Source organism: Microcystis viridis FACHB-1342, assembly GCF_014698335.1.
GTDB classification, from domain to species: Bacteria; Cyanobacteriota; Cyanobacteriia; order Cyanobacteriales; family Microcystaceae; genus Microcystis; species Microcystis ichthyoblabe_A.
This window is the reverse complement of sequence record NZ_JACJSV010000042.1, coordinates 1-19,244: the sequence shown is the minus strand read 5'-3', so window position 1 is coordinate 19,244 and position 19,244 is coordinate 1. Positions and strand designations below refer to the sequence as shown.

Here is a 19,244-nt window from a genome sequence, read left to right as displayed (position 1 = left end):
CCTTATAACCCTGTACGTTGCATAAGACAAACCGAAGAACCGTTTTATTTTCCCCCAATATCTTATCATCTAAAATGAAATAGCCCCGGGTGTTAGGAGGAATTTGCCCTATTTCCCAACACCCTAACAACTTAGATAATTAACCCCTTTGTCGAGTATTAATCACGTCACCAGCTGCATTAACTAACTCTAGCTGTAGCGGCATTTGTCCCATAGCGTGAGTGGAACAACTTAAACAGGGATCATAGCAACGAATACCCGCTTCTACGCGGTTTAACATCGCTTCGGGAATTTCGCCACCATGGATATAATGTTGGGCGATTTGTTTCACCGTTTGATTCATCGCCAAATTATTATTACCTGTGGCAATAATTAAATTCACCGTTTCAATCAAACCATTTTCATCCACTTTATAATCATGGAATAAAGTACCCCGGGGCGCTTCACTAACTCCCACCCCTTGCAGATTATTAATTCCTGCTTCGGCCCGGCAGCGTTGAGAAACTATATCGGGATCATCGATTAAACGTTCAATCTGTTCTAAACAAGCCAAAATCTCGACTAAACGAGCATAATGATAATAAAAAGAAGAGGTTGCTACACCACCGACCCGATGGCGATATTCGCGTAACTCGATATCCGCTCCCTCCGTGCCAAAATGGGAACAAACATTTAAGCGGGCCAAGGGACCAACTCGATAGATACCATTGGGATAACCGAGGGGTTTATAGTAGGGAAACTTCAAATAAGACCATTTTTCCACTGATTCGCCGATATAATCGCGATAATTGTCTTCGCTCAGGTTATCGGCTACGATATTGCCTTGACTATCGGTAAAACGAATATGACCACCGTAGTGTTCCCACTCGTCCCGTTTACCAACCAATCCCATAAATAGAGAAGGGAAATTACCAAAAGCGGCGATTTCTGTGGTTAAATTGTCCAGAAGTCCTTTAAATAGGTTTAAAGCCGTGTAAAGAGTCGCTTTAGACTCCGGCAGTCGTTCTTTAATCCATTGTCGCCCTTCTTCGCTTAAAGGGGAACGCACACCCCCCGGGACAGACCAAGCGGGGTGAATTTTTTTTGCTCCCAAAAGTTCAATAACTTTCTGTCCAAATTGACGTAAACGGATGCCTGCTCGCGCTAGGTCGGGATCGGCCGCAATTAAACCGAACACATTCCGTTTAGCGGGGTCACTTTCCCAACCAAGCAGAAAATCGGGACTGCTAAGATGAAAAAAGCTTAAAGCATGGGATTGGGTTAATTGTCCCAAATTCATCAAGCGCCGCAGTTTTTCCCCCGCAGGGGGGATTTGCACCGCTAGAATTTTATCGCCGGTTTTGGCGGCACAAAGTAGGTGACTAACGGGACAAATGCCGCAAATTCGGGCAGTAATTCCCGCCATCTCCCACATCGGCCGTCCCTCGCAGAATTTCTCAAAACCACGATACTCGACCACATGAAAACGCACGTCATCCACTTCCCCCCCATCGTCAAGGAAAATCGAGATCTTGGCATGGCCTTCGATCCGGGTGACGGGATCGATAACGACGGTTTTAGTCATAGTAAGTCCTCATTGTTCAGGAGTTCCACAGAACGGCATTGTGGAGACTGCGATCGAGCTTGGTTTAAACGATAATTTATCCCGATCTCCGCCCTGCTGTTTCTATGATAGTTATTACCCTCCTAGCAATCCTAATTTTTATAACAATTTTTCCCGATTCTCAATCGCGGCTAATTTGGCATTTTGTAACAAATACTACAGAAAATAGTTCGGAAATCCGCAATGATTACATCTCACTTTGCTGGTGTTGATCGGTCATTATATATATAGAAGTCGGTTCTCGGCTGTCAGTCTTCCTCTCAAAGCTGAGGGCGAAAGGGTCGGAAGTCAGCCAAATTGTTTATGACTAATCGGGAAAATCACCTTTTTGTCTTGTAATCTTACCTAACAGTATCAGCGGCACTGCCGAGGATTCGGGAAAAAGCGACCCAAAAACAAGCGATTGTAGTTGATAGTTCTAGGCTGTAATACTTTTGTTCTAAATGTTGGGGGAAAAAGGATAAACCTAACATCATACCAAAGAATGAATTAGCTTTGAACCTTTAGGGGATTGTCTGCGTCTAAAAGCACAGGATACAATCAAAGGAATTCCGAATCGAACTCATACCGACTTCAGATAAGCCAGACTCACCCGCGAGTCGGAATAGTAACAGACTTTTTCTGTGTCAAGGAGTCACCACCAAACCAATGCCCACAGCAAAAACCAACCAAACTCAACCACAGCCCACCCTCAATGCCGATATGGTGCGTACCTATCTGCACGAAATTGGGCGGGTTCCCCTCCTAACTCACGAACAAGAAATTATTTACGGCAAACAAGTCCAACGGATGATGAGCCTGTTAGAAGCGAAAGAAGCACTATCGAAACAATTAGGACGGGAACCACAGCGCTTGGAGTGGGCGGATTCGGTGAATTTAAGCGAAAATGAACTGGATCGCGCCTTGAAAACTGGCGATCGAGCTAAACGGAAAATGATTGAAGCTAACCTCCGCTTGGTAGTTGCGATCGCAAAGAAATATCAAAAGCGGAACATGGAATTCCTCGATCTAATTCAAGAGGGTAGTCTGGGATTAGAAAGAGGTGTAGAGAAATTTGATCCCACCAAAGGTTATAAATTTTCTACCTATGCTTACTGGTGGATTCGACAAGCGATTACCCGTGCGATCGCTCAACAGGCCCGCACCATTCGTTTACCCATCCATATCACCGAAAAACTGAATAAAATCAAAAGAACCCAGCGCGAACTCGCCCAAAAACTGGGCAGAAGTGCCACCCCTGCCGAGATTGCCCTGGAATTAGAGCTAGAACCCGCTCAAATCCGCGAATATCTCAGTATGGCCCGTCAACCCATCTCCCTTGATGTGCGCGTCGGCGATAACCAAGATACGGAATTGTCGGAATTATTGGAAGATAGCGGAGTTTCTCCCGATACCTTCATCACCCAAGAGTTATTACGGCAAGACTTAGCCAATCTCCTGGCCGAATTAACCCCCCAACAACGGGAAGTGATTACTCTCCGTTTCGGTTTAACCGATGGCAAGGAGTTATCCCTAGCCAAAATCGGTCAGAGAATGAACATCAGTCGGGAACGGGTGCGACAATTAGAACACCAGGCCCTGGCTCATTTACGCCGTCGCCGGGCCAACGTCAAGGAATATATTGTCGCTAGTTAGTAAGATTAGCAAATAACCAAGAAGGAGAGTTCAAGCTCTCTTTTTTTTGGGTTTAATTAATATAGAATCCCGATTAGTTTTCACCTGTGGCAGTTCCGTCATGACTAGATCAACAGAAACAGCGACCCCAACACTATACGAAGAAGATTTTTATCTCTGGCTAAAAACCACGGCAGAACAATTAAAAAAAGGCCAGTTTGCCGAGGTGGATTTAGACAACTTAATTGAGGAGATTGAATCGATGGGGAGAAGTGAAAGACACGCGCTCAAAAGTCTTTTAACTCGTCTCCTAGAACATTTACTCAAATTAACTTACTGGCAATCGGAAAGAGACCGGAATGGTAATCATTGGAATGGAGAAATCAATAATTTTCGGGCAGAAATTCAAGATTTACTGGAGGATAGCCCTAGTTTAAAGCCCTATCTTCGGGAGATTTTTGAGCCATCCTACCATACAGCTTTAGAGGCCGTCCGGAAAAAAATGGGTTTATCCCCCGGCGGTTTACCCAGTCAGATAATTTTTAATCTCGAACAGGTTTTAGATCATCAATGGCTGCCGATCAATTGGGAATAAACTATTGACTATCTAATACTAAATCTGGTTATTAAAGACTGATTATTTATTCCCCCTTTTGCCTCTTGCCTATTGCATGAGTGCCTGTCCTGATAAGTAGCCTATATTCAACGGATTTAGTATAAATTACTCCTTGATCGCTAAACAGTCATCAGTGAACTGAAAACTCAAATCTGATAACTGATAACTGATAACTGATAACTGATAACTGATCTGGTTTTACTCAAGCAATTTCTTCAGCAGGGCATCCACTTCCTCCAGGCCAGATTGATTATTTTTCAGCACATAAACCGCTCGCGCTTGCTTAAAAGCTTCCTCCGCCTCTCTTTTTCGTCCTCGGCCCGCGTAGGCCCGACCGAGATTAAGATAGACATCGGCGTTATTGGGGGCGATTTCGGCCAAATCTTGATAGGCGATAATTGCTGCAAGATAATCTTTTCTGGCCAGATGGATGCGACCGATTCCCGCTTGTGCTTCCAACGATTGGGGTTCTAGGAAAACAGCCCGACGATAAAAGGGGAGAGCCTCGTCAAAACGCTCTTGTTTTTCGAGTAAAATCCCTATTTTTAGCTGAATTAAAAAATTTCCTGCACTTTGTCGCTCTATTTCCTTTAAAATTTGGGTTCCACCATTTAAATCGCCCTGTTTGAGCAAAAGGCTGGCCAGTTGCAATCTTAATTCACTATTGTTAGGGAATCTTTGCAGGGATTTTTGGAGAAAATCGAAGGCTTCGCTGCTTTTATTCTGTTCGATCAAGGCTTTACCCATGATTTCGTGGGCTTGCTGATTATTGGGGTCGAGAGCTAAAATCCATTGGTAAACTTCGCCCGCTTTTGCATAGTTTTTTTGCCGTAATAATACCACCCCTAAACCGAGGTAGTGTTGGACGTTTTTCGGTTCTATTTGGATAGCGTAGTAGTAAGCGGTGGCTGCATTGTCGTAATCGCCGATATTAGCCAAACTATAACCGAGAGCATGGAAAAAGTCGGGATTACTCGGATCGAGACTTAAAGCTTTTTGGTATGCTTGGGCGGCGGCGTTATAATCCCCCTGCCGCGTTTGTAAAAAGCCGATCCCAGAGAAAATTTTGGCATTATTGCCATCAAGGGCGGCGGCCTGCTCGTAAATGGCTATAGCTTCCCCATAATTGCCATTTTTGACCAATTGCCGCGCTTGACGCAGTAGTTCGTTAACCTGTGAATCCTTGCTCACGATTGCCCCCGCCGGATTATCAGCGATCGCAATTGAGGCAGAGAAACAGCCCCCCGCAAGGAGACTGACGAGCAAGATTAAACGGGTAAATTGTTTCATCGCTTTACCTTTGTTAACGATTCTTAATTAAAGTTTATTGTAAATGGTATTGACAAAAATCAACTATTCTGCATCACCCTTGGACGAGATTATTGCGGGCCTCTTGGGCGACTTGGGCGCTTTTATCGCTGGTTAACTGGGTCAAAACAGCGATCGCCTCTTCCCCCCCTAAGCGGCCTAAAGCTTGAGCAAGACGATAGCGCAGTTGCCAGTCATCATCATTAGCCAAGGGAACAAGTAAAGAGACGGCGCGAGGGTCGCCTAGTTCCCCGAAAGCACTAACAGCGGCCGTTTTTACCAATTCATTATCGGAGTTTAGGGCGATTTCGAGCAGTTCAAAGCCCCGGGGTTCCCCCAATTCGCCCAAAGCGGCCACAATGCTAAATTGAATTAACCAGTCGCTGGATTGTTCATAGACGGCCACCAGATCATCGTAGGCTGCCGTTAATTTTAACCCCCCGATCGCATCGGCCGCGGCTGCTTTCACGTCCGCTTCGGGATCATTTAACAAGCGATCGCGTAGAATAGTTAAGGCCAGATCGAGATTCTGACGACCGAGGATATCTAGCTGACTTACCGCCGAATAACGCACCCTAGCGTTACTATCGTTAATTACAGGCTGTAACATCTCGAAGGCGATTTCTGGGGCTAAATAACGCAGTTGATTAACTCCCGATAAGCGATCGCCATAATCATTGGAATCGAGCAGCCGTTGCACGGATTCGGGGGAATAATTCATAATTTGATGACACCCTTAACAATTGGACTGGTATTAATTGTCCCATGAATAGTTATCGAATCCTGACTATCTTGATCATGTTTAGTTCCCCGGTTTTTTGGGGCTGTAGTCCCCCCTCTCCCCCTAAAAAAGAACCGACGGCTAAGATAATCATTTCTCCTTCTCCCAGTCCGATTATTCCCCCATCAGACATTAAGGCTGCTAATCGTTATCGTCAATTGGGATTACAGTATCGTCAACAGGGAGATTTTATCAAAAGTATTGAGGCTTTAAAAAAATCGGTACAGTTAAACCCCAATCATCTAGACGGGAGAGTAATTTTAGGCTGGACACAACACCTAGCTAAACAACCTTTAGCGGCACAAACAACTCTCGAAGAAACGATTAAAATTGCTCCCGATCATGTGGCTGCTTATAATGCTTTGGGTATTGTTTATCTTGTCGGTGGTCATCTTGAAAAAGCCGTAGTCACTCATACTAAAGCCGCTAGTTTAAAACCCGATAATGAAATCGCCTACTATAATTTATCCCTCGCCTATCATCGCCTAAAAGATTTTGATTCAGCTATTACTAACGCTAAAAAAGCAGTTAAATTAGAGCCAAATAATCCCCATCCTCTTGTGGCTTTGGCAATGATTTATTTAGATCAAGGTGATAGTAAAAAAGCGCGGGATACCTACAAAAAGGCTAGGGATTTAGACGGTCGTTATCGACAAAAATGGTTTCTGGCACACCTGAAGGAAGCGGGTTTTAGTCAGGAGCAAATTAAATTAGTCGAAAAGTTACTATCTGGTTAGATTTAAAAATTATTATTTCCCCTTAAGATGCCTGTCGATGTCCCAGTTTTAGGAAAATAGTTTCTAAATCTTCGCGGCAAGTATAAAACTCGCTTAAGGTCAGGCCAGAAACGACTAAAGATTTCAACAATTCGGCACTATCTTCTAGGGTTCCCGTAAATTTAACTCGGAGAGTATTAGTATTAATAATTCTTTGCCAACTTTCCACAAAAACACATTGTTCAAGAGCGGTTTCTAAGGCTTCTAGATTGCCTAGAGTCGTAATCTGCAAGTATTGACCAGCTAGACGTTGATTTAATTCCTCTAAAGAGGTACTTTCCACTAGATAACCTAATTCCATTATACCCACAGAAGTACAAAGTTCCGCTAAATCACTAAGGACATGGGAGGAAATTAAAATAGTCATACCTGCCGATTGTAAGACTTTAATAATCTCACGAAATTGTAGGCGAGCGATCGGGTCTAATCCAGAAACCGGTTCATCGAGAAGTAAAATTAAAGGTTCATGGATAATCGTTCGGGCTAAACTTAAACGTTGTTTCATCCCCCGGGATAAAGTAGCGATCAAATTATGACTTTTATTGGTTAATTGTACCAGTTCTAGAACCTCATAAATGCGGCGATGACGTTGGGAGCGAGGGATATGATAAAGACGGGCAAAATAATCAAGATAATTCCAGACATTTAGGTCATCGTAGAGGGGAAAATTATCGGGTAGATAACCTAAGTTTCTTTTGAGACGGGGATTACTCTCATCTCTTAAAAGACGTTCTCCGTGCAGATATATTTCTCCGGTTGTCGGTTCTTCCGCTGCCGCTAACATCCTAATTAAAGTGGTTTTTCCCGCTCCATTTGGACCGATTAACCCGTAAACTTCCCCTGCTTCAATCTGTAAATCTACTTGATTAACAGCCCCATGGCGGTCAAATTGTTTGGTTAAACCAACGGTAGCAATGGCTAATTCGGGTGCGTTCATAAAGTTTTTTAGTTAGGTTCTGAGGGTGACTCGCTAACCAAGAATACAGGGTTTATCTCCCATGACTTCCGCTGGTTGTTGTTAAATTGTTTAAGTCTTAATATCTTCTCAATTTTTTGATAATTGACCACTGTTACATTTGGTAAATCGAGGAGTTGATTAAAATTTATCCAGATAACCCACCTCCTATTCTGTATTGATATTATAACATCCTCACACAGAACCTAGAAGAGCCGCCTTATCTTCTGAGTATTCACAATTGATCGGTAAATACCTTGTATAAGAAGGGTCCAGGCGAAAAAAAGCCAAAAAGTAGCGGAATGTATAGCGCGGCACTACATCTCAGAAAAAACATCCTACAATGGAGACAAGAATAATCGGAGATCAATGGGGGTGAACGTCATGTTAGTGATTTTAACCGACGAACACATTCTCGATACGGGTTCTGTGTGTCAGGGCTGTCTTTTAGCCAACCAGCAGGGGCAACCCCGGTGGCGAGAGGGTAAACTAGGCTGTGGTCATTCCCTAGGCAAAGGGGGCAGCCAACAGCCCAATCTCTACGAGTGTCAGATGGGCTTTACAATTGCTAATATTGAAGGCTAATCGAACCTACTAAAGGATCAACCTAGAGTTGAATTAGGGGGGTTTGCTTGGGACTCCGAGGAGAGAATCAAGGCTATTGCTCATCCCCAATTCAGCTTAGATACAATGACAATAATGGCTAAGGTTTTTGTAGCATTGATCGTAGGCTTTTTGGGCTTGGGTTAAAACATCGTCGGAAATTTCTATATCTAATTTTCTGGCTTGTTTAATAATTTTACCCGCTCTGATATTCTCGGAAGAATCGCCTAGCCCACGAATGCCAGTAGTGTTTAAAACTCGATATTCTTCAGAAAATCCCGTTTTAGTATCGAGATGACTCTGTAAACTATTAAAGACCAATTGACTTTGGTTTAATAGTTGATCGTGGGTGATAAGTAAACTCTTTTCTTGACTGTTAATTAATCGGGCATAACTTTCTAAGGTGGCTAAACGACCAGTATAATAACCCAGGGCTTGCTGCTCATTGTGATGGGGTTTAATATCTAGAATACTAGCTAAAGTGCGCTTCGGTTCTCGTAGTAAAAATATGGTCTTAACCGCATCAGATTGCAAAAAACTATGATCTAAAAACTTCTCATCGTGAAGAACTTTATCTAAAATATATTTATGATTCATGTTTAAATCTTTCAAACGCCAGTGGAGTCTAAACATTAAAGTTTTAAAATCCTGTTCACTCTCATAAACCAGATGAGTTTCGCCAAAACCGATAATTTCAGGATTAGAATTGAGGATATGGGTCAATAAAGACGAACCCGATCGCATATGGCTAAGAATAAATAAAACCTGATAGGGTTGGGGACGAAAGAGAATTTTATAAGGGTCTTTGGGTATATCAATGCGTGCCTGAAAATACTTATAAGTTAAACGATGGGCTAAACCCTGCCAAGATTGGGGTAAGCGATCGAGGGCTATAGTCATAGGTTAATCAGGAATTGCGTCAACTTGTCGCTAAGATTCCCCTATAATGTATCCCATTTAAGACCCAAATAAAAGTGAGGTTTATACAAAATGAGATTGCCAAGTTGTTAGCTCTGGTTTTTTACGGCGCGAACCGATGTCTGGTTTATGATGAACACTATTCCCCATTTAGTCAAAATGAGTCAGTTTCCCTTCGAGGAAAAGGTACTCGCTATTGACACGGCCCCTTTAAGCGGGGAAAAGGTTAATCGCCCCGGACTGGGTACAATGGAGGAATTAAGAGCCTGTGGTGAAAAATTAGTTGAACATGGCATAATTGATCGCCTAGTGGATTTTAACTACGGTCCCAGCTATCGTCAGCGTATCTATCAAAAGCATTTCGGCAGTCCCCTCCGTTCCACCCATAACTACAAAGGTTATCCGATTTTTGGCTCGATCTTCAAAATCGAGTCATGTCGCAGCGACTATATGGTTCATTATGACAGTGACATGATGCTCTACCAAGAACCAGATTACAGTTGGATCCGCGAAGGGATCGAGTTAATGGAAACCCATCCAGAAATGATGTTTGTGCGTCCTTTGTCCGGTCCACCGCGGCCTGATGGTACGATTTATTCTCAGCATCCTTACACAAAAAATCCCGATGGATTCTATCAATTTAAATTTTTTGGCAGCCGTGCCTATCTACTTAATTGTCGTCGCTACGATCGCCTTTTACCGATGACCCCCCTCTGGCGCTCTTATAAAAATACCTTTCTCGATCACTTACCCGATGGTTTAAAAGCTTGGGGCAATATTTTGACCGGCAAAGGAAAACTCGACTCTTGGGAAATTATGGTTTCTCGCTCCCTAGAACAAAGCAACTATTATCGCGCCACTCTCACCAATGCCAAGGGTTGGACTCTGCACCCCAACGAGCGCTCTGCCGCTTTTAGGCAAGCTTGGCCGACTATTATCGAAAAAATCGAAGCGGGTGTTTACCCACCGCCCCAAGCTGGTTATTATGACCTGATCCCCGAATTATGGTACTAAGAGAGCCTTAGTTCTCTAGATCTGAGGTGAGGCGATCATCGCTTAGATTTCATAGCACCGGCTGTAAGCGCCTGTTGTTTTCGTTAAACGATGTAATATTTTGTGTACACCGCAACTCATTGACGATTGCGTAATGTAGAAAGTGAGTGCGGCGACAATTGTACTTGTCAAACAATGATATAGTACAAGTAAATTGCTAATTATCGGCAGGTAGCGTCTGTCATAGATATAGATTGTGGAGTTAAAATATGTCTAGTATAAACACTGGTATTGAGTGGACTGATAAAACGTGGAATCCAACAACCGGGTGCGATAAAATTAGCACCGGCTGTCTGCATTGTTATGCCGAAGCTATTACACAGCGTTTTCCCAAAAACTTTCCCAATGGATTCAGCTTAACTTTGCATCCAGAAAGATTGGAAGAACCCTTACGTTGGCGCACTCCCAGTCGAGTTTTTGTCAACTCAATGAGTGACCTTTTTCATGATGATGTGCCTCTCGACTTTATCAGACAAGTTTTCTCAGTTATTCATTTAACACCTTGGCATATATATCAGATTTTAACAAAGCGACAAAGCCGTTTAGGTGATTTAGCGTCTAAATTAGATTTTCCAGAAAACATTTGGCTAGGTGTATCTGTCGAGAACCAAAACCACATAGATCGGATTGAATATCTTCGGACAGTTCCTGTTTCAGTGCGTTTCATTTCATGTGAGCCACTTTTAGGACCCCTAGAACTTAATTTAACTGGCATTGATTGGGTTATTGTCGGCGGAGAATCCGGGCAAAAACATCGCCAGATGAAACTTGACTGGGCAAGGGATATCCGCAATCAATGTCAAAATTCAGGGGTAGCATTTTTTTTCAAACAAGTTGGGGGAAGGACACCGAAAGCAGGGGGTAGATTACTTGATGATAAAATCTGGGACGAGATGCCTAATGCCTGGAATCAGCATATCCAAACATGGGGAAGTGTCCCACTTAAATCAGCGAGGCGTTCAGAAAAATTAGAGCTTATTGCTTAACTGGAAATGTAACCTTTAAATCATCCGCAAACGTTCCTTTTCGCCGTTTTTTGTCCTCGGGTGAATGTACTGTGACTTTTCCTTGAGATTCAAGATTGCTAAGGGCAGTTTTGTAATTCTTTTTAATGTACGGTTTTCCCACATGATGCTGGTCGTAAATCTCTGCCATCGTCATAGTTTTACCTGAAAAATTGTCCAACAACATAGATTCCAGTTGATCAAGAGGACTGGTTAGCTCAAAGAGTAATGGTTGTTGAAGAGTTGCAGGATTATACTCAAAAGATGGTACGCCCTGCGTCTGTTCAGAACTCTCTTTAGCCATTATCTCTTTCATAATTTCATAGCCTTTAGGATGCTTGCTTACAAAAATTAGGTGATGGCTAGTACGATTTCCCATTTCATGTCTGAAACGAAATGGAAGAACATATTTACCCCCCATTTCTTTCAAGGCTTCACAGATATATTCTACAACGGTTAACTCACGCTCTTGTGGAGTAAGTGTAAATGTTTTCAATCGTTTGCGGAGTTGATCTGCTCCTACTTGTCCGAATAGCGCATTTATGTGTTCTTTGACTGCATCATTATTTAAACCCATGTTGATGCGATTGTAATTGAAGAAGAAGATGCAATCACAACCCCAATCTTTGACGACCGAATTAACAAGTTGAAGAGATAGTCCCTTGTAACCCCAAGGATCAACAAAAAATAAAGTGGGAACTAATTTCATGCTTTGGAAGGTTTTAACTATGTCCTCTCCAACCTCATATTTTGATATTTGAGGGCGGTATTTTAAATTTTCTATGCCCGGAATTGAATCTATAGCTTGTTGAAGAGAATTAACTTTTTCGACATCGGCATCGTTAAAGATCGACACCAGCATATTTCGCATATCTGGATCTGCGATGGCAGTTTCTAGAACTTTTACTGGGGTTGATTTTGAGCCATCTTTATATCGTCCTGCACCAGCAAAAAGGTCAACATAAGCGATTTTCTGGACTGAAGACGATCCCTTAACTTTTGAAATTATAACTTTTGCCCAAGCCCAGAAATATTTCTCAACAATCCTAGCTTTGATCAAGGACTGTTCTTTTTGCTCATTGAAGAAGGAATTTTTAGTCATATCCTAATATGTAGCCTATAATCAACGGATTTAGTATAACATACCTTATTTTTTTTTAAATTAGAGAAGATAGGAGATGAAACAACCCAAAAGAAAACCCAACCACCGCCATGGGGAGATTGGGTTTTCTGGTTATCAATTGATTTTAAGGAGCTAAAGCGTTACCGCGCAGGAGAGAACCGATGGTTTTAACAGTAATCTTCATCTGTACGAGAGGATTAGCGGGAACAACGGTTTTATAGAACCCATTTGGTATCTTTTATAATGTAGATGCTAGGCTGAAAAGGTGAAGCGAAAACCTTGTCCACTATAGGTTTCAGGGAAGAGAGTCTGTAGCCTGTTTAACGGCAATACTTTGGTCTGAACCCCGTCAGTGAATGCGCCACCGTCTAGTCGTCCCCGAAAATCGATACTTTGGAGTAAGCCAAAATGTACTCAAGTAGTATGACGAATGAAGAGTGGTCTATCGTAGAACCGCTATTGCCAAAGAAGAAATTGACTGGCCCCCCGAAATGGACAAAACGACAGATTTTAGATGGGATTTTCTATCAACTCAAAAATGGCGGTAATTGGCGGGACCTCACGAAAGATTTCCCTCCCTACTCCACCGTGTTCTGGCATTATAAACAGTGGAGAAGTCAGGGAATCATCCAAAAAATAATGGAAGAATTACATCGCAGATTACGACAACAAGAAAAAAAACTTGTGGACGAATCTAATTATGATTGATTCTCAAGCCGTCAAAAATACCTGTAATGCGAGTGTTGAGACGAAAGGATTTTGTTTCTACAAGTGCACCAATGGAATTAAACGTCATCTAGGGACGGATAGTCTTGGTTTTCCCTTTTTCGCTCATTGTACTCCCGCCAACCTATCTGATGACCAGGGATTGATTGAGTTGTTAACTCGAGGTATTGACTATTTCAAGTTAAAACCGTCGGAACTGTCTAAGACGACTATTCTTCTAGATAATGGTTATCATCCTGACAAAATAGAGAAAGAGTTGGTTAAGGTCTATCCAGAGATAATGACTAAAATTCAGTTTGAACTGTCTCCAAAACCGTCAAAAACCGAAAAAGCGGAGAAGGGTTTATCAGGATTCGTACCTGTAAAAACTCGATGGGTGATTGAAAGAAGTAATTCTTGGATGGAACGCTGCAAATCTTTAGTCAAAAATTTTGAGCGCACTTTAGAACACTCCACTACCAAAATTCATCTCTGTTTTCTTCGACTTCTACTACGACAATTAGCTGTATCCGGCTCTTCTAGGTTCTGTGTGATAAGTTTAACTTACATAGGATCGATCGATCTTTGTGTCCTCTGTGTCTCTGTGGTTCCCTCCACTCCCTCGCCAGCAATACTGTATCTTAAAATACATTTTACCCACCAAACCTAAGAGAGCCTGTATCCTAAGATACCAAATGGATTCTATAATGACTCTACTAGCCTCAAGATAGCAAAAAACCCGGCGGGAAAATCTCCCCACCGGGTCAAAAAGGCAAAAGTAAAGAATTATTTCTGATCAGCCTTTTTGCTTGACTTATCACCCATTTTGTACTTACGCAAGAAGCGATCGACCCGGCCTTCCGTATCGATCATCTTCTGGGTTCCCGTATAAAAAGGATGATTACCCGACCAAACCTCCACATGAATTTCTGGTTTGGTCGAACCCACCGTCATCACCACTTCACCATTACAGATCACCTTAGCTTCCGGATACCAAGTAGGATGAATTTTTTTCGGCATAATAAACCTCTCTATTAACCTAACGTTTCGAGTATTGAGGCGCTTTACGCGCTTTGTGAAGACCGTATTTTTTCCGTTCCTTCGCCCGGGGATCCCGAGTCAGATAACCTTCACTCTTGAGGGGAGGACGATTTTCCGGGGTTAATTGACATAAAGCTCTAGCGACACCCAATTTCACTGCGTCCGCTTGGCCAGTCAAACCACCGCCCTCGGCCTTAACGATGATATCATACTCGTTTTCCAGTCCCAAAGTCTCCAGAGGAGCCTTGATCGTCTGGATATAGGTGGGAATGCGGTTAAAGTGGGTTTCCCCATCGCGACCGTTAACGGTAATTGCCCCCGTCCCCGGCACGAGACGCACGGAAGCGACCGCCGATTTGCGTCGTCCCGTTCCCCAATAAACTACCTTATTTTTACTGTCCGTGGCTTGCATTGACTTAATTTCCTCCTGCGGGAATCGTATTAATCGCTAAAACTTCCGGTTGTTGTGCCTGATGGGGATGTTCCGCACCGGCATAAACTTTCAGTTTCGTGAACAATTTCCGACCTAAGCTATTTTTCGGGAGCATTCCCTTAACAGCGTGTTCGATAATCCGTTCGGGAATGCGTTTTTGCAGTTTATCGAAGCTTTCTACCTTCATACCACCCGGTCTGCCGGAGTCGCGGCGATAAACTTTCTGTTGGCGTTTTTTGCCCGTTACCGTCACTTTTTCGGCGTTAATAACAATGACAAAATCCCCCGTATCCAGATGGGGGGTGAAGGTGGCCTTATTTTTGCCCCGTAGAATCATCGCGATTTCGGTGGCCAGACGACCTAGACGCTGATCGGCCGCATCAATGACGTACCATTTCTGCTCTAGAGTCTCTAAATTTGGTAGCGGTGTTTTGTTCATGGTCAGTTTGCCTTGCTTTACAAAAATAAACTTTGAATCTCTATGCTCGGAAATAATAAAGAGGCTGAGTCTCGCACCAGACGCTATCGGCAAAGGGAAAATCGGCGTAACCCACCCGCAGTAAACATAGTCCTTTAGCTGGTGCGGCGTATTTGACCAATTCTCGGCGCTGATTGACCCAGATGTCGGTAAAGTTTTCTAGCGATCGCTCACCAGTTCCCACCTCTACCAACATTCCCACCAATAGCCGCACCATCCCGTACAAAAAGCCATTGGCTTGAATTTCCATCTGTATAAACGGCCCTTGACGGTAGCATTCCACCCCCTGTACTTCTACCCAAGAATGGTCACGGCTAGAGTTGGCACGGTGAAAGGCGGCCAGATGGTGCTTTCCCAATAGGGGGGCCAGGGCCCTGGCCATCAAATCGGCATCGAGGGGACGATGGTAGTAGTGCCAACTAAAGGGGCTAACAAAGAGATTGGGGATGGGGTCGGTATAGAGGGTGTAACGATAACGTCGCCAGAGGGCTGAGAAACGGGCGTGCCAGCGATCGGGAACCTGAGCCGAAGCCCGAATGACGATATCGTCATCTAGCCGAGCATTGAGAACCTTGGCCCAATGGGCAGGTGGGATCGGACTCTGCTGCTGGAAATGGGCAACCTGGGCGGCGGCGTGAACACCGCTATCCGTACGTCCGGCCCCGTGCAGAGTGACGACATAACCGAGAATATCGGCCAGAGCCTTCTCGATTTCTTCCTGCACGCTCCTGTGATGGGGTTGCCGTTGCCAGCCGTGGAAATTAGTTCCCACATACTGGATAACTAGGGCGATCCGCGACTGGGGGCAAGCTGTCATCGTTACATCAGTTCGATAATCGCCATGGGGGCATTATCCCCGCGACGGCGCAGGGTACGCACGACCCGGGTATAACCGCCGTTACGGTTGCCATAACGGGCTTGTGCGCCTTCAAAGAGGGCGTGAACCAGTTGTTTGTCGTAGATGTAGCCCATGGCTTGGCGACGGGCGCTCAGGGAACCGTCTTTAGCTAGGGTGATAATGTGGTCTACCTCTGCTCGCACCGCTTTCGCTTTCGCTAGGGTGGTGGTGATCTGACCATGTAGAATTAGCTGGGTGGCTAAGCTGCGCAGCAGTGCCTTTCTTTGGTCAGCTGGCAGACCCAATTGAGGCACTTTACACCGATGTCTCATGGTATTTTCCTGGAATTGGGTTTACTTGCTTTTTTCTTGGGGTAGGGTGATGCCTAACCGTTTTTGTAGGGCTTCAATGACTTCTTCCGCCGATTTCTGCCCAAAGTTTTTGATTTCTAAGAGATCTTCTTGGCTGTAATCGAGGAGGTCGGCTACGGTGTTGATCTGCGCTCGCTTCAGGCAATTGTAGGCGCGCACGGATAATTGTAGTTCCTCGATCGGAATTTGGTTTTCTTGGTTGATCTCTTGGTCGTCAAAGTTACCGGAGGATTCGAGGGCGTTGAGATCCTTGAGCGGGTTAAAGAGATTAACCAGCATATCGGCCGCTTGGGAAAGGGCTTCTTTGGGGTTAATGCTCCCGTTTGTCCAAATTTCTAAGAGCAGACGATCTCTAGCTTGACCGCTTTCGGAACGGATATCTTCGACGCTGTAGTTGACTTTGGTTACGGGCATAAAGATAGAGTCGATTTGCAGAAAGTCGAGCGAAGTGGCTTCTTCTTTACTGCGATCAATTGCCCGGTAGCCTTTGCCTTTTTCCACGCGAAATTCCATCTCTAGCTTGGCCCCTTCGGCTAGGGTGGCGACGTACTGATTGCGATCAACTATCTCGATTTCTGAGGGTAAATCGAATTGTGCCGCCACTACTGTCGCCGGCCCAGTTGCCACTAAACGCCCGATCTGGGTTTGATTGGTGTAGCTTTTCAGAATGATTTCTTTCATGTTGAGCATGAGTTCCATCACGTCCTCGCGTACCCCCTCGACGGTGGCAAATTCGTGATTGACTCCCGCGATCCGCAGGGCCGTCACGGCCGCCCCTTCCAGATTGGAAATGAGAATCCGTCTCAGGGCATTACCTACGGTTGTACCCTGGCCTCTTTCCAGAGGCTCTAGTACAAATTTACTGTACTGACTCTGATTCTTGTAAGTTTTTGCTTCTACACACTCGATTTGAAATTGCGCCACCGATTGACCTCCCTTGTTCAGTTATCAGTTATCAGTTATCAGTTATCAGTTTTCTTTGGCTTTCAGCCTTTAGCTTTTTGCTCAGATGGTCTTTGACGACCCGATTCTGCTGCTGATGCGCTCAAAGCTAACGGCTGTCGGCCTCAAGATCCCTGTCACCTGAAAAAGCTGTTCACTGTTTACACTCTCCGGCGTTTGGGAGGACGACAACCATTGTGGGGGATGGGAGTCACGTCCCGGATCAGGGTGATTTCTAATCCTGCTCCTTGCAGGGCCCGGATTGCGGTTTCCCGTCCTGCCCCGGGGCCACTAACCATCACTTCTAGTTGACGCATTCCCTGTTCGATCGCTCGGCGGGCGGCGTTATCGGCGGCGGTTTGGGCGGCGAAGGGGGTTCCTTTTTTGGCTCCTTTAAAACCACTCGATCCCGCCGATGCCCAAGAGATCACATCGCCTTTGGTATCGGCGATCGTGACAATGGTATTGTTGAAGGTCGATTGAATGTGAGCGACTCCGGTAGGAATATTTTTTTTCTGTTTTTTCGGTCCGGTTTTTTTGGTTGGTCGCGCCATAGTTTTTCTTGATTGGGGGATATCGCAATGAATAAAAAATTATTTCTTGGAGGGGGCTTTTTTCTTCCCTGCCACTGTCACCCGACGACCTCGACGGGTCCGCGCATTGGTTCGCGTCCGTTGCCCGCGCACGGGTAATCCTAGCCGATGCCGACGACCTCGATAGGTGCCGATATCGGCGAGGCGTTTGATGTTCATCGCCTCCCAGCGTCTCAAATCCCCCTCGATTTGATAATTTGTCTCGATATAAGTCCGTAGCGCCGCCACGTCTTCATCGCTGAGATCCTTGACCCGAGTGTCAGGGTTAACACCCGTCGCGGATAAGACTTCTTGGGAACGCGATAGACCCACTCCGTAGAGGTAGGTCAGGGCGATTTCCACACGCTTATCGCGAGGTAGGTCTACACCAGCTATCCTTGCCACGCTTTTTTTTTCTCCCTATGAACGATTTTTTTTCCAAAAACGACTACAATTAACGGTAACGATTCTCTGCCCCAAGACAGTGACTTTGGTGGATTAACCTTGTCTCTGCTTGTGTTTGGGGTTAGAACAAATTACCATGACTCGACCGCGCCGACGGATGACGCGGCACTTTTCGCACATTTTTTTGACAGACGCTCTAACTTTCATGCCTAACTATTTTGGCAACACTGCAAGCTTATTATTATATCAGATTTCTTTTACTCGTGTCACCTATTTTTTTTAAATAAATTTGGCTGCTTATTAGGCTTTTTGGCTTCTCTGCCCCTATTTATCGCTATTTTTTTTGATTTTTCAGGCGATAGGTAATTCTGCCTTTGGTTAGGTCGTAGGGTGTGAGTTCCACTTTTACTCGATCGCCAGGGAGGATTTTGATATAATTACGGCGGATTTTGCCGGATATGTGAGCTAAGACGTTGAAACCGTTATCTAAATCCACCCTAAACATGGCGTTAGGCAAAGATTCGGTGACGGTTCCTTCCATTTCGATGAGATCTTGTTTAGACAAAGTTAATTCCTCAATTTCACTGGGGACAATTTATTTAATGATTCGGGGCTCTCTTGGGTTTGGTGGTTAAAATGTATTCTAAGATACATTCCTCCCAGCGGGGGGGTGGAACGAACCACAAAGACACAAAGGACACAAAGATTGATCGATCATATAGTAAGTTAAACTTATCACACAGAACCTAGTAGGAGAGCCGATTCGGCAGCAGCAACCGTGCTGTCACCACAGTTCCCCCAGTATAGCTTATCAGTGATCAGTGATCAGTGATCAGATGTGAGTTTTCAGTTCACAGCAAAAAAGCGCCCCATCTTCCCTCTCCCATCTCCTGACTCCAGTCTCCACCCCCATCTCCCCACTACTAGGCAGTATTGTAAAGTTTTGTAAAAAATATATGCAAATGACTGCAAACAACTGCTAATATGGTTAGTACAAGTTTACATTGCAGTTCACATGAAACTATCAGATTATGCTAAGAAAAAAGGGATCAGTTATGACACTGCTTGGAGAATGTGGAATCGAGGGCAGTTACAAGGAGAACGT

At 44.4% G+C, this 19,244-nt stretch carries 23 protein-coding genes and 2 pseudogenes; 9 read left to right on the top strand and 16 right to left on the bottom strand.

Translation table 11 applies throughout. The features are described from left to right. Positions 1-139: 139 nt before the first annotated feature. A complete protein-coding gene (locus H6G40_RS14355) occupies positions 140-1,564 on the bottom strand; it encodes a Ni/Fe hydrogenase subunit alpha (RefSeq protein ID WP_016514321.1) in 1,425 nt (474 codons plus the stop codon). A gap of 687 nt (positions 1,565-2,251) precedes the next feature. On the opposite strand from H6G40_RS14355, the gene H6G40_RS14350 reads away from it, so the two are divergent. Beyond that, positions 2,252-3,238 (top strand): RNA polymerase sigma factor, RpoD/SigA family, encoded by a 987-nt coding sequence (locus tag H6G40_RS14350; protein ID WP_002737778.1) that lies wholly within the window; start codon positions 2,252-2,254, stop codon positions 3,236-3,238. Positions 3,239-3,338: 100 nt separating this feature from the next. Beyond that, complete coding sequence (locus H6G40_RS14345) at positions 3,339-3,812, top strand: DUF29 domain-containing protein (RefSeq protein ID WP_069475089.1); 474 nt, start codon at positions 3,339-3,341, stop codon at positions 3,810-3,812. Between the two features lie 219 nt (positions 3,813-4,031). On the opposite strand, the gene H6G40_RS14340 is transcribed toward H6G40_RS14345, so the two are convergent. Together H6G40_RS14340 and nblB are read right to left on the bottom strand one after the other, a co-directional pair. After that, complete coding sequence (locus H6G40_RS14340; protein WP_002736040.1) at positions 4,032-5,123, bottom strand: tetratricopeptide repeat protein; 1,092 nt, start codon at positions 5,121-5,123, stop codon at positions 4,032-4,034. Positions 5,124-5,196: 73 nt separating this feature from the next. Next, positions 5,197-5,862 (bottom strand): phycobilisome degradation protein NblB, encoded by a 666-nt coding sequence (gene nblB / locus H6G40_RS14335; protein WP_069475078.1) that lies wholly within the window; start codon positions 5,860-5,862, stop codon positions 5,197-5,199. A gap of 44 nt (positions 5,863-5,906) precedes the next feature. Here nblB and H6G40_RS14330 point away from each other — a divergent pair, with 44 nt between their 5' ends. Further along, positions 5,907-6,659, top strand: a complete 753-nt coding sequence (locus H6G40_RS14330) for a tetratricopeptide repeat protein (protein ID WP_002735496.1) — start codon at positions 5,907-5,909, stop codon at positions 6,657-6,659. A 22-nt stretch (positions 6,660-6,681) separates the two neighbouring features. On the opposite strand, the gene H6G40_RS14325 is transcribed toward H6G40_RS14330, so the two are convergent. Next, complete coding sequence (locus H6G40_RS14325) at positions 6,682-7,635, bottom strand: ABC transporter ATP-binding protein (RefSeq protein WP_002737726.1); 954 nt, start codon at positions 7,633-7,635, stop codon at positions 6,682-6,684. 402 nt (positions 7,636-8,037) lie between these two features. Here H6G40_RS14325 and H6G40_RS14320 point away from each other — a divergent pair, with 402 nt between their 5' ends. Next, a complete protein-coding gene (locus H6G40_RS14320; RefSeq protein WP_002735656.1) occupies positions 8,038-8,238 on the top strand; it encodes a hypothetical protein in 201 nt (66 codons plus the stop codon). A 96-nt stretch (positions 8,239-8,334) separates the two neighbouring features. Here H6G40_RS14320 and H6G40_RS14315 read toward each other — a convergent pair whose 3' ends face one another. Next, on the bottom strand, positions 8,335-9,156 hold the full coding sequence (locus tag H6G40_RS14315; protein WP_069475079.1) for a sulfotransferase family protein: 822 nt from the start codon (positions 9,154-9,156) through the stop codon (positions 8,335-8,337). Between the two features lie 147 nt (positions 9,157-9,303). On the opposite strand from H6G40_RS14315, the gene H6G40_RS14310 reads away from it, so the two are divergent. Continuing rightward, complete coding sequence (locus H6G40_RS14310; protein ID WP_069475080.1) at positions 9,304-10,188, top strand: hypothetical protein; 885 nt, start codon at positions 9,304-9,306, stop codon at positions 10,186-10,188. Between the two features lie 248 nt (positions 10,189-10,436). Then, a complete protein-coding gene (locus H6G40_RS14305) occupies positions 10,437-11,213 on the top strand; it encodes a DUF5131 family protein (RefSeq protein ID WP_069475081.1) in 777 nt (258 codons plus the stop codon). Here the strand turns inward: H6G40_RS14305 and H6G40_RS14300 are convergent. Next, on the bottom strand, positions 11,203-12,333 hold the full coding sequence (locus H6G40_RS14300) for a three-Cys-motif partner protein TcmP (protein ID WP_069475082.1): 1,131 nt from the start codon (positions 12,331-12,333) through the stop codon (positions 11,203-11,205). The two genes, H6G40_RS14305 and H6G40_RS14300, sit on opposite strands and share 11 nt — an antisense overlap. Positions 12,334-12,777: 444 nt before the next feature. Between H6G40_RS14300 and H6G40_RS14295 the strand changes: the two genes are divergently transcribed. Both H6G40_RS14295 and H6G40_RS14290 read left to right on the top strand, forming a co-directional pair. Next, on the top strand, positions 12,778-13,062 hold the full coding sequence (locus H6G40_RS14295) for a transposase (RefSeq protein ID WP_199309427.1): 285 nt from the start codon (positions 12,778-12,780) through the stop codon (positions 13,060-13,062). Continuing rightward, a pseudogene (locus H6G40_RS14290) lies at positions 13,055-13,504 on the top strand (transposase); the annotation flags it as partial. The gene H6G40_RS14295 and the pseudogene H6G40_RS14290, both read left to right, overlap by 8 nt. A 341-nt stretch (positions 13,505-13,845) precedes the next feature. Here the strand turns inward: H6G40_RS14290 and rpmE are convergent. The 10 genes from rpmE to infA form a co-directional block, all read right to left on the bottom strand. Next, positions 13,846-14,079, bottom strand: coding sequence for a 50S ribosomal protein L31 (gene rpmE, locus H6G40_RS14285; RefSeq protein WP_002735793.1), 234 nt, complete (start codon positions 14,077-14,079; stop codon positions 13,846-13,848). A gap of 19 nt (positions 14,080-14,098) precedes the next feature. Continuing rightward, entirely contained in the window at positions 14,099-14,512 is a 414-nt protein-coding gene (rpsI, locus tag H6G40_RS14280; protein WP_069475084.1) for a 30S ribosomal protein S9, read from the bottom strand. Between the two features lie 4 nt (positions 14,513-14,516). Beyond that, positions 14,517-14,972 carry a 50S ribosomal protein L13 gene (gene rplM, locus H6G40_RS14275; RefSeq protein WP_002735375.1) on the bottom strand — a complete coding sequence of 152 codons (456 nt, stop codon included), beginning with the start codon at positions 14,970-14,972 and terminating at the stop codon, positions 14,517-14,519. 40 nt (positions 14,973-15,012) lie between these two features. Continuing rightward, a complete protein-coding gene (truA, locus tag H6G40_RS14270) occupies positions 15,013-15,828 on the bottom strand; it encodes a tRNA pseudouridine(38-40) synthase TruA (protein ID WP_069475085.1) in 816 nt (271 codons plus the stop codon). A 2-nt stretch (positions 15,829-15,830) separates the two neighbouring features. Next, positions 15,831-16,181 (bottom strand): 50S ribosomal protein L17, encoded by a 351-nt coding sequence (rplQ, locus tag H6G40_RS14265; RefSeq protein ID WP_002760055.1) that lies wholly within the window; start codon positions 16,179-16,181, stop codon positions 15,831-15,833. A 21-nt stretch (positions 16,182-16,202) separates the two neighbouring features. Beyond that, positions 16,203-17,144, bottom strand: a complete 942-nt coding sequence (locus tag H6G40_RS14260) for a DNA-directed RNA polymerase subunit alpha (protein WP_002737965.1) — start codon at positions 17,142-17,144, stop codon at positions 16,203-16,205. Between the two features lie 179 nt (positions 17,145-17,323). Continuing rightward, a complete protein-coding gene (gene rpsK / locus H6G40_RS14255) occupies positions 17,324-17,716 on the bottom strand; it encodes a 30S ribosomal protein S11 (RefSeq protein WP_002735413.1) in 393 nt (130 codons plus the stop codon). Between the two features lie 39 nt (positions 17,717-17,755). Further along, positions 17,756-18,139 (bottom strand): 30S ribosomal protein S13, encoded by a 384-nt coding sequence (rpsM, locus tag H6G40_RS14250; RefSeq protein WP_002735415.1) that lies wholly within the window; start codon positions 18,137-18,139, stop codon positions 17,756-17,758. 93 nt (positions 18,140-18,232) lie between these two features. After that, positions 18,233-18,346 (bottom strand): 50S ribosomal protein L36, encoded by a 114-nt coding sequence (rpmJ, locus tag H6G40_RS14245; RefSeq protein WP_012593611.1) that lies wholly within the window; start codon positions 18,344-18,346, stop codon positions 18,233-18,235. 127 nt (positions 18,347-18,473) lie between these two features. Further along, entirely contained in the window at positions 18,474-18,704 is a 231-nt protein-coding gene (gene infA / locus H6G40_RS14240) for a translation initiation factor IF-1 (RefSeq protein ID WP_002737109.1), read from the bottom strand. A 450-nt stretch (positions 18,705-19,154) separates the two neighbouring features. On the opposite strand from infA, the pseudogene H6G40_RS23335 reads away from it, so the two are divergent. After that, a pseudogene (locus tag H6G40_RS23335) lies at positions 19,155-19,244 on the top strand (IS607 family transposase); the annotation flags it as partial.

What these genes read in the sequence shown, in the direction of transcription:
- H6G40_RS14355 (WP_016514321.1), bottom strand. Translation starts at nt 1,564, where the DNA reads ATGACTAAAACCGTCGTTATCGATCCCGTCACCCGGATCGAAGGCCAT.
- H6G40_RS14350 (WP_002737778.1), top strand. Translation starts at nt 2,252, where the DNA reads ATGCCCACAGCAAAAACCAACCAAACTCAACCACAGCCCACCCTCAAT.
- H6G40_RS14345 (WP_069475089.1), top strand. Translation starts at nt 3,339, where the DNA reads ATGACTAGATCAACAGAAACAGCGACCCCAACACTATACGAAGAAGAT.
- H6G40_RS14340 (WP_002736040.1), bottom strand. Translation starts at nt 5,123, where the DNA reads ATGAAACAATTTACCCGTTTAATCTTGCTCGTCAGTCTCCTTGCGGGG.
- nblB (WP_069475078.1), bottom strand. Translation starts at nt 5,862, where the DNA reads ATGAATTATTCCCCCGAATCCGTGCAACGGCTGCTCGATTCCAATGAT.
- H6G40_RS14330 (WP_002735496.1), top strand. Translation starts at nt 5,907, where the DNA reads ATGAATAGTTATCGAATCCTGACTATCTTGATCATGTTTAGTTCCCCG.
- H6G40_RS14325 (WP_002737726.1), bottom strand. Translation starts at nt 7,635, where the DNA reads ATGAACGCACCCGAATTAGCCATTGCTACCGTTGGTTTAACCAAACAA.
- H6G40_RS14320 (WP_002735656.1), top strand. Translation starts at nt 8,038, where the DNA reads ATGTTAGTGATTTTAACCGACGAACACATTCTCGATACGGGTTCTGTG.
- H6G40_RS14315 (WP_069475079.1), bottom strand. Translation starts at nt 9,156, where the DNA reads ATGACTATAGCCCTCGATCGCTTACCCCAATCTTGGCAGGGTTTAGCC.
- H6G40_RS14310 (WP_069475080.1), top strand. Translation starts at nt 9,304, where the DNA reads ATGATGAACACTATTCCCCATTTAGTCAAAATGAGTCAGTTTCCCTTC.
- H6G40_RS14305 (WP_069475081.1), top strand. Translation starts at nt 10,437, where the DNA reads ATGTCTAGTATAAACACTGGTATTGAGTGGACTGATAAAACGTGGAAT.
- H6G40_RS14300 (WP_069475082.1), bottom strand. Translation starts at nt 12,333, where the DNA reads ATGACTAAAAATTCCTTCTTCAATGAGCAAAAAGAACAGTCCTTGATC.
- H6G40_RS14295 (WP_199309427.1), top strand. Translation starts at nt 12,778, where the DNA reads ATGACGAATGAAGAGTGGTCTATCGTAGAACCGCTATTGCCAAAGAAG.
- rpmE (WP_002735793.1), bottom strand. Translation starts at nt 14,079, where the DNA reads ATGCCGAAAAAAATTCATCCTACTTGGTATCCGGAAGCTAAGGTGATC.
- rpsI (WP_069475084.1), bottom strand. Translation starts at nt 14,512, where the DNA reads ATGCAAGCCACGGACAGTAAAAATAAGGTAGTTTATTGGGGAACGGGA.
- rplM (WP_002735375.1), bottom strand. Translation starts at nt 14,972, where the DNA reads ATGAACAAAACACCGCTACCAAATTTAGAGACTCTAGAGCAGAAATGG.
- truA (WP_069475085.1), bottom strand. Translation starts at nt 15,828, where the DNA reads ATGACAGCTTGCCCCCAGTCGCGGATCGCCCTAGTTATCCAGTATGTG.
- rplQ (WP_002760055.1), bottom strand. Translation starts at nt 16,181, where the DNA reads ATGAGACATCGGTGTAAAGTGCCTCAATTGGGTCTGCCAGCTGACCAA.
- rpsK (WP_002735413.1), bottom strand. Translation starts at nt 17,716, where the DNA reads ATGGCGCGACCAACCAAAAAAACCGGACCGAAAAAACAGAAAAAAAAT.
- rpmJ (WP_012593611.1), bottom strand. Translation starts at nt 18,346, where the DNA reads ATGAAAGTTAGAGCGTCTGTCAAAAAAATGTGCGAAAAGTGCCGCGTC.